General features: G+C 69.5%; 8 protein-coding genes and 1 pseudogene. 5 read left to right on the top strand and 4 right to left on the bottom strand.

Going from position 1 to position 7,821, the window contains the following annotated elements; genetic code table 11:
* The 5 genes from ACIRDX_RS18335 to rpmB form a co-directional block, all read left to right on the top strand.
* Window positions 1–823 (top strand): HAD-IC family P-type ATPase (locus ACIRDX_RS18335; protein WP_396626883.1); only part of this gene is annotated, 823 nt, incomplete at its 5' end.
* A gap of 148 nt (window positions 824–971) precedes the next feature.
* Entirely contained in the window at window positions 972–2,213 is a 1,242-nt protein-coding gene (gene zigA / locus ACIRDX_RS18330; protein ID WP_396626882.1) for a zinc metallochaperone GTPase ZigA, read from the top strand.
* A gap of 290 nt (window positions 2,214–2,503) precedes the next feature.
* Window positions 2,504–2,656, top strand: a complete 153-nt coding sequence (gene rpmG / locus ACIRDX_RS18325; RefSeq protein WP_396626881.1) for a 50S ribosomal protein L33 — start codon at window positions 2,504–2,506, stop codon at window positions 2,654–2,656.
* A gap of 17 nt (window positions 2,657–2,673) precedes the next feature.
* Window positions 2,674–2,979: a 30S ribosomal protein S14 gene (gene rpsN / locus ACIRDX_RS18320; RefSeq protein ID WP_396626880.1), complete on the top strand. Its 306-nt coding sequence runs from the start codon at window positions 2,674–2,676 to the stop codon at window positions 2,977–2,979.
* A 46-nt stretch (window positions 2,980–3,025) separates the two neighbouring features.
* Window positions 3,026–3,262, top strand: coding sequence for a 50S ribosomal protein L28 (gene rpmB, locus ACIRDX_RS18315; protein ID WP_396626879.1), 237 nt, complete (start codon window positions 3,026–3,028; stop codon window positions 3,260–3,262).
* Between the two features lie 127 nt (window positions 3,263–3,389).
* On the opposite strand, the gene ACIRDX_RS18310 is transcribed toward rpmB, so the two are convergent.
* From ACIRDX_RS18310 to ACIRDX_RS18295, 4 genes and pseudogenes are all read right to left on the bottom strand, one after another.
* Complete coding sequence (locus ACIRDX_RS18310) at window positions 3,390–4,385, bottom strand: hypothetical protein (RefSeq protein ID WP_396626878.1); 996 nt, start codon at window positions 4,383–4,385, stop codon at window positions 3,390–3,392.
* Window positions 4,372–5,667: a sugar-binding protein gene (locus tag ACIRDX_RS18305; protein ID WP_396626877.1), complete on the bottom strand. Its 1,296-nt coding sequence runs from the start codon at window positions 5,665–5,667 to the stop codon at window positions 4,372–4,374. Before ACIRDX_RS18305 ends, ACIRDX_RS18310 begins: the two co-directional genes overlap by 14 nt.
* Before the next feature lie 233 nt (window positions 5,668–5,900).
* The gene (locus tag ACIRDX_RS18300) at window positions 5,901–7,331 is read right to left on the bottom strand and encodes a Gfo/Idh/MocA family protein (protein ID WP_396626876.1); all 1,431 of its coding nucleotides are present in this window, start codon (window positions 7,329–7,331) and stop codon (window positions 5,901–5,903) included.
* A gap of 4 nt (window positions 7,332–7,335) precedes the next feature.
* Window positions 7,336–7,821: pseudogene (locus ACIRDX_RS18295) on the bottom strand (gfo/Idh/MocA family oxidoreductase); the annotation flags it as partial.

Below are 7,821 nucleotides of genomic sequence, written 5' to 3'. Positions count from 1 at the left end.
CATCGAGACGCCCGCGGCCGCCGATGTCCAGGCGATCCCCGGAGCGGGCGCCGAGGGGGTCGTCGATGGCCAGGTCTTCTGGATTGGCAGCGCTCGCCTCGCCCGGCGCCATCACGTGGAGACGGCCGTCGTCGATACGAGGGTGGCCGCGCTGGAGGCGCAGGGGCTCACGGTGGTCCTGTGCGGCGACGAGACGTCGGTCTGGGCACTGGTGGGCCTGCGAGACGCGCCCAGAGACGACGCGCGCGCCACCGTGGAGGCGCTCCGGCGCGTCGGCGTGACGCGCCAGTGCCTGCTGACCGGCGACAACCACCGAGCGGCCACGCTCGTCGCCCGTACGCTCGGCCTCGACGATGTCCGCGCGGGCCTGCTTCCCGACGAAAAGGAGGCCGCCATCCGGGAACTGTCCACGGGAGGGGTGCGCGTGGCGATGGTCGGCGACGGCGTCAACGACACGCCGGCGATGGCCGCGGCTGCCGTGGGCATCGCGATGGGGCCGCGCAGCACTGACGCCGCCCTCGAGACGGCCGACATCGTGATCGCCGCCGACGACCTGCGGCGCGTGCCCTGGATCCTCGCGCACGCACGTCGTGCGCTCGCCGTGGTGCAGCAGAACGTGTGGATTGCCGTCGGCGCGAAGCTGGCGTTCGTCGTGCTTGCGGCGACCGGACACGCCACGCTGTGGATGGCCGTGGCGGCCGACACGGGAGCGACCATCGTGGTCACGCTCAATGGCTTGCGCCTCCTGTCGGCACGAGGCGTGCCTGCACCCGCGGCAACGTCTGCCGCCGCGACTGCCACCGGAGAAGAACTCGTGGCGTAGCCCGCCGGGCCGGCGGTGGCCCCGACCAGTCGCCTGACTCACCCGGCCTTCGGACGCTTCGTGGCCGGAACCCGCGCGCTCGACCGGCGCCCGTGACCGTTCGTGGAAAGCGACTCCGACAGGCACGAGGTACGCCGCACCCTGCCGCATGCCAACGGATACCCGCCTGCCCGTCACCGTCCTCTCCGGATTCCTCGGCGCCGGCAAGACCACGCTGCTCAACCACGTGTTGGCGAATCGCCAGGGCCTGCGGGTGGCCGTGATCGTCAACGACATGAGCGAGGTCAATGTCGACGCGGCGCTGGTGCGTGACGGCGCGGCCGCGCTCAGTCGTGTCGACGAGCGCATCGTGGAACTCACCAACGGCTGCATCTGCTGCACGCTGAGGGAGGACCTCCTCATCGAAGTGGCGGCCCTCGCGCGCCAGGGCGCGTTCGACTACCTGCTGGTGGAGTCCACCGGCATTGCCGAGCCGATGCCGGTGGCCGAGACCTTCACGTTCACCGACGAGGAGGGCGACAGCCTGTCGTCGGTGGCGCGTCTCGACACGATGGTCACCGTGGTCGACGCTGGCGCGTTCATGAACGACTGGGCCAGGGCCGAAGACCTTCAGGCCCGCGGACTCGCGCTCGGCGAGGACGACCAGCGCACCGTGGTCGACCTGCTCGTGGACCAGGTGGAGTTCGCCGACGTGATCGTCATCAACAAGGTCGATCGCGCGACGCTCGAGGAAGTCGAGTCGCTCGAGGCGATCCTGCGGCACCTCAACCCGGCGGCAAGGATCCTGCGCGCGACCCGCGGGCACGTGCCACTCGACGAGGTGCTCGACACGGGCCGATTCGACTTCGAGCGGGCCGGCCGCGCGCCTGGTTGGCTCGCGGTGCTGCGCGGCGAGGAGTCCTCCGAGGTCGACGAGTACGGGATCAGCAGCTTCGTGTACCGGGCTCGCCGTCCCTTCCATCCGGGACGCTTCTGGCGGTGCCTGCACGGCGAGTGGCCCGGCGTGCTGCGGTCGAAGGGCTTCTTCTGGCTGGCGTCGCGGCCGCGCGTCGCCCTGCAGTGGTCGCAGGCGGGAGGTGCGTGCGCGTACGAGGCGGCCGGCACCTGGTGGGCCGACACGCCGACGCCGGAATGGCCAACCGATCCCGACGCCGTGCGCGAGATCATGCGCGACTGGCAGGACGGGTTCGGCGACCGCCGACAGGAACTGGTGTTCATCGGCCAGGACATGGACGAGACCGCCATCACGGCTGCGCTCGACGCGTGCCTGCTCAGCGACCTCGAAGCGGCGCAGGGCGCCAGCGCCTGGACCGACGACGACCCGTTCCCGGCCTGGGAGATCGTCGAGGCCCAGGCCACGCCCGAGGACGGCGTGCGCCCCGTGCACTGACGGGCTCGATACTCAAGAAGGCTCAGGGCTCAGGGCTCAAGGCTCAGAGAGCATGCTTTCCGAGCCCCAAGCCCCCAGCCCCAAGGCCTACGTCGGCAGCCCGTATGGCGTGCGCTGCGGGCGCGACCCGGGCGAGTCGCTGCCGACTGCGCACGATCACGCGCTGTGATCGTTCTGGCTGGTGGCCGTCTCGGAGCATCGACCGCTCCACGTGACCACCCGGGGGACCTCTCGAACCGTTCGTTGGAAAGGTGGAGCCTGAGCCTCGGGCGTACGGCATCGTGGTCGCCATGCGAACGATCGTCAAGCTCGTGTCGACGGCGGGCACCGGACACTTCTACTCCACGACCAAGAACCTGAAGACGAAGACGGCCAAGCTCGAGCTACGGAAGTACGACCCCGTCGCCCGGAAGCACGTGCTGTATCGAGAAGGCAAGCTCTAACCCGTACAGGAGGACGCATGGGCACCAACGCCAAGATCGCCCGGCAGGCACACCGGCTCGTGCTCGTGGCGCGCTACGCCACGCGGCGCGCGGAGCTCAAGGCGCGCGCCATCGATCCCGGGCTGTCGCCCGACGAGCGGGCCGAAGCCCGCCAGGCTCTCCAGGCGCTCCCGCGCAACAGCAGTCCGGTGCGCCTCAAGAACCGATGTGCCGTGACAGGTCGCCCCCGTGCGTTTCTGCGGAAGTTCCAGCTGTCGCGTCTGGTGTTCCGCGAGCGCGCGCTGAACGGCGAGATTCCTGGCGTGACCAAGTCGAGCTGGTGATCCCGGTGGTGTGCGCGACCGTGGCCGGTTCGCGCGAGGAGGACCGATGTCGAAGGTCTGCGAAGTCACCGGCAAGCGAGTGGCGTTCGGTCGGAACGTCTCGCATGCCAACAACAAGACGAACCGCCGGTTCGAGCCCAATCTCCAGATGAAGCGCTTCTGGGTCGAGTCCGAAGGCCGCTGGGTGCGGATGTGCGTGAGCGCACGCGGCATCCGGATCATCACCAAGCGCGGCATCGATGCGGTGCTGCGCGACATGCGGCAGCGCCGGGCGAACCCCTAGGCGACGCGGGTGGGGCGCCCCGGGCGATCGACATCGACTCGAGGGAGGTCGACGTCACGACGTTCAGGGCCGTGCTCGTGGCCACCGCCTCGCCTGCGGGTGGTCGTCGGCCGAAGGGCGCCTCAGTTCATCGAGTGCGCGGCACAGCCGCACCAGTAGCCCCGTCAACCTCGTGGCTCTCGGAGGCGGTTGCACCTGTCCACCGGTACCCGTAGGCGACCTTGAGGAACCAGGTTCCCGACAGCCGACCACTCGGTGCGGGGGCGTCGACCCCAGGCGCCCGGACACGCAAGTCGTTGTAGCCCACATACACCGCCGTGTTGGGTCGGGGTTCCCAGGCGTAGAGCAGGCTCGTCCCGACCCGGCGGCGCGCCGTGTCGACATCCACGATGGCCCGCGTGCTGTGTGTGCGCGTGAACTGATAGGTCGTCCGGCTGCGGAGGAGGTCCTGCCGCACTACGCCCAGGCCGTTGCCGTCGCGGACGCGATCGACCAGCAGGAGCATCGACGACGACAGGCGCGGTCCCGCCTGCACCGTGATCTCCTGTTCGATCGAGCGACGGGAGCCGATCCGAGGGTCGACCTGGTCGAAGATCGGGCCTTCTCCGAGGCGCAGCCTCGTGCGGCTCCGTATCCACCGGAAGCTGTCCACGGTCACGATCGCATTCAGGCTCTGGCTCGGGAGCGTGCGGTCCGCGAAGAAGTCCTGGCTCCACGACCAGTAGACATAGGTCGTGATGTCGCGGGCGAATCGGACGTCGACACCAGGGTCCACGTAGGATTCGTCGATGTGCCCGTCCCAGGTCGCGATCCACTGGGGCACGATGAAGGGGCGAGCGCTCACCCACCACGTGGGGGCAGCGGCCTGGAACTCGTAGCCGTAGTTGCCTGAGAGTCCGTATGTGCCCGTCCGGCGCTGGAAGCCGGCCTGCGGGTCGTAGTCGGGCGACGTGTGATACGCGCGGTTGAACAGCCGAAGGTGGCGGCCCCGGTGTTCCCACCAGAGGTAGCTCGTCGTCCCGCTCGATCGGGCACCGTCGTCCGCAGCCGTACGCGAGGCGCCGATCTGGAAGCCGATCGTGTCGGTTGCGCCGAGGCGCAGATCGCCATCAGCGGCCAGCACGGTATTCGAGGTGCCCGCGAAGGTCCGCTGTGAGGAACGCGCCGAGGCGGGAGTTCTGGAGGACGTCGCGCCGTACCCGGCCAATCAGAAACAGGGCCGACTCGCCGAACCCCGGGTCGCCAGGGGTGGCCACCGCACCCGGCGCACGGTCGGAGGCCACGAGCACCCCCACCTGTTGCCGCCCGATCTTGCCCGACAGCTTGGCGCCCCAGTCCGGGTCGACGATCTGGCGTGTGTTGACGAACGTGCGGAGCCCGGCCGACGTGAAGATCTCGCCGCCTTCGAGGAAGAACGGCCGTCGTTCCGGGTAGAAGAGCGCGAAGCGTTGGTTGACGTCGATCTGCGGCACATCGGCCTCGACTTGCGAGAAGTCGGGATTGACCGTGCCCGACACCGTCAGGCTCGGCGTCAGCGTGTATGTGCCAGAGACGCCGAGTTGGCCACTGGTCGACGCGCGCAGTGACGACGTCTGTCCCGCCGCGTCCGGGGCTGGCGCCTCGACCCGGGCGGCGGTCACCGCAGGCATCACGTCGAGCGTCCGCTGGGCGCCGATGTCTCGAAGGCCGGTGAGCGCCCCCATCTGTGGCAGCAGTTCGGCACGGTCGCGCGAGATCGGCTGCCAGTGGACTCGTTCGGCCTTGCGCGCGATCCAGCGCTGCACGTGCAGTCCCCACGCCACGCCCGGTCCGATCCGGTAACGCAGGGTGCGGAAGGGGATGGCGGCCTCGATCTCGTAGCCCGACGACGTGAGGCGACCGCGGGACTGGAACACGCCGTCCCATGTCAGGTCGGCCACCTCGGAGGCGTCGGCGAGCGTGCCCCCGGCAATGATGCCGTCGGCCTGCACGCCGAGCGGGTTGATGTAGAAGACGTAGGCGCGGCGCCGGTCGTCGAAGGTGTCGAGGTAGATGCCGACGTAATCATCGGCGTACACATAGTCTCGGCGGCGCACCGTTCCCCGGATCAGCTCGGGGGCCGAGTCGCTGGCGGTGAAGGCGAGGTAGAGGTGGTCGCGGTCGTAGGCGACGCGCACCCGTGTGCGCTCCGAAGGCGACGCGTTGTCGCCGGGGAGCACCTGGAAGCCCAGCGCGACGTCAGAGGCGCCCTCCCATTCGGCCTCTCCCACTGTGCCGTCGATGACGGGCGGCCGCGACAGGGTGGCGGCGGCCACTGGTGGCGGTGCGGTGGCCATCGCGGCGTCGGCCGGTTGCGACAGGGCGCCGAGCACACTGGCCAATACGACGATGGCCAATACGACGATCCACCGACGGAGCGCCCGCATCGGCGCAGCTTCGCGCCCCGACAGCGAGAGAGGGCCAGCAATCTCACGGACGGGTGGCTCGGGCGGTCCAGTGGCGTGACTGGCGGCTCTGGTGGTTCATCGCCCGCGGGGGAGACCAGGTTCAAGACGCGGAGGCTCAAGAAGGCTCAGGGCTCAAGGCTCAAGACTCAAGACTCAGAGAGCATGCTTCCCAAGCCCCCGAGCCCCAAGCCCCCAACCCCAAGGCCTAAGGCCTACGTCGGCAGCCCGTACGGCGTGCGCTGCGGGCGCGACAGCATCGAATTGGCCTCGTCGTCGTTGACGAAGCGCTCGTGCAGCGGGTCCCACTGCAGCCGGCGCGGCAGCTTCATCGCGATGTGGTGGAGCAGGCACGCGCTGCACGAGCGGTGCGCAATCTCGACCGGCGCGATCACCTGCCGACCCGTGCGGATGCACTCGAGCCAGTTGCCGTGGTGGTCGCGGCTCTCGTAGAGGTGGATGCCGTCGGGGCCGATCACCGAGTCGAGGATGCGCGGATCGCTCGCGGCCAGGGCCTGCGCGTCCTTCAGCTTGGCGCCGGGGTCGCTCGACGTGACCGACTCGTTGCCGCGCGAGACGAAGATCCAGCCCTCGGTCCCCTCGAAACGGATGCCGTTGGGGAAGTCGCCGCTCACGATCATGTGCACGCCGTTGGCGTAGCGCGCCTCGGTGCGGAACGGGCCGTGTACGTTCCACAGCCCCGTCTTCGGGAACTCCGCCTTGCCCCACACCTCCACCGGCCCGGTGTGCTCGGTGCCCATGCCCCAGTGCGCGGTGTCGAGATGGTGCGCGCCCCAGCCCGTGATCATGCCCGCGCCGAACTGCTCGCAGCGCAGCCAGCCTGGCCGGTCGTAGCCGACCTGCGGGTGCACGCGGTTCTCGGTGTAGTACACCTTCGGCGTCGAGCCGAGCCACATGTCGTAGTTGAAGTGCGCGGGCACCGGCATCTCGGGCTCGTCCTTGCCTGAGGGATCGCCGGGCAGCCCGATCTGCACCGTCTTCACCTGCCCGATGCGCCCGTTGCGCACCAACTCGCACGCGCGATGGAACTGCACGCCCGACCGCTGCTGGCTGCCGATCTGGAACGTGATGCCCGACTTGTGCACCTCGTTGCTGAGCGCCCGGCCTTCCGCGATCGTGAGAGAGGCCGGCTTCTGCAGGTAGATGTGCTTGCCGGCGCGCGCGGCCGCGATCGCGATCGCCGCGTGCCAGTGGTCCGGCGTGCTGATCACCACGGCGTCGATGTCGCGGTTGGCCAGCAGCTCGCGGTAGTCCGCGTAGCCGGTGACGCCGTCGTATGGCTTGCCCGTCAGCTTGGTGTACTGCCCGTTGACCAGCGTCTTCGCATCCTCCACGCGCCGGGCGTCGAGGTCGCACGCCGCCACGATGCGGGCCTGCGCGTGCTTCCAGATGCCCGGCATGTCGTGGACGCGCGAGATGCGCCCGACGCCGATCGCCCCCACCGTGATCTGCTTGCTGGGCGCCTGCGCGCCGAGCACGGACGCGGGCACGATGGCGGGGAAGCCGTCCACCGTCGCGCCGCGTGCGTCGGCGGACGAGACTCCAGAGGCGAGGGCCGTGGCAGCCGCGGCGGTGCGCGTGAGGAACTGCCGGCGCGAGGCGTGCGGAGGACGGGTGGCACTCATCGGGTCATCCCTTCATCACGGGCGATTGCGCCTTGGCCTGGGCTTCGAGCACGAGCTGCATCGCGAGGAAGCAGTGGTCCTGCGGCATCGCCGTATCGGTGCGGTCGAGCACATCGCTCACGATCTGCCGTCCGTAGGGCAGCTCGACGTTCATGGTGTCGATGTACTTCGTCTCCTTCTGATCGGAGAGGAACAGGTGGCTCGGGCCAGGGCGGCCCACGATGTCGACGTTCTTCCGGATCTCGATGAAGCCCTCGGTGCCGAGGACCACCAGCCGGCCGTCGCCCCACGTCGGCAGCCCGTCGGGCGTGAACCAGTCGACGCGCACGTAGCCGGTGCCGCCGTTGCCGCGCAGCATCATGTCGCCGAAGTCCTGGAACTTCGGGTACTGCGGCGTGTGCACGTTGCCGGCCTGCGACGCGACCACCTCGGCCTTCGTCGAGCCCGTGAAATAGAGGAACTGGTCGGCCTGGTGCGAGGCGATGTCGAC

The sequence above is a fragment of the Luteitalea sp. genome, assembly GCF_044337415.1.
Lineage (GTDB): Bacteria > Acidobacteriota > Vicinamibacteria > Vicinamibacterales > Vicinamibacteraceae > Luteitalea.
The sequence above is the reverse complement of the archived record's forward strand: the minus strand, read 5'-3'. Positions and strand labels throughout refer to the sequence as shown.

Excerpts from the sequence above, each read along its gene's own strand:
- zigA (WP_396626882.1), top strand. The coding sequence starts at position 972 with ATGCCAACGGATACCCGCCTGCCCGTCACCGTCCTCTCCGGATTCCTC.
- rpmG (WP_396626881.1), top strand. The coding sequence starts at position 2,504 with ATGCGAACGATCGTCAAGCTCGTGTCGACGGCGGGCACCGGACACTTC.
- rpsN (WP_396626880.1), top strand. The coding sequence starts at position 2,674 with ATGGGCACCAACGCCAAGATCGCCCGGCAGGCACACCGGCTCGTGCTC.
- rpmB (WP_396626879.1), top strand. The coding sequence starts at position 3,026 with ATGTCGAAGGTCTGCGAAGTCACCGGCAAGCGAGTGGCGTTCGGTCGG.
- ACIRDX_RS18305 (WP_396626877.1), bottom strand. The coding sequence starts at position 5,667 with ATGCGGGCGCTCCGTCGGTGGATCGTCGTATTGGCCATCGTCGTATTG.
- ACIRDX_RS18300 (WP_396626876.1), bottom strand. The coding sequence starts at position 7,331 with ATGAGTGCCACCCGTCCTCCGCACGCCTCGCGCCGGCAGTTCCTCACG.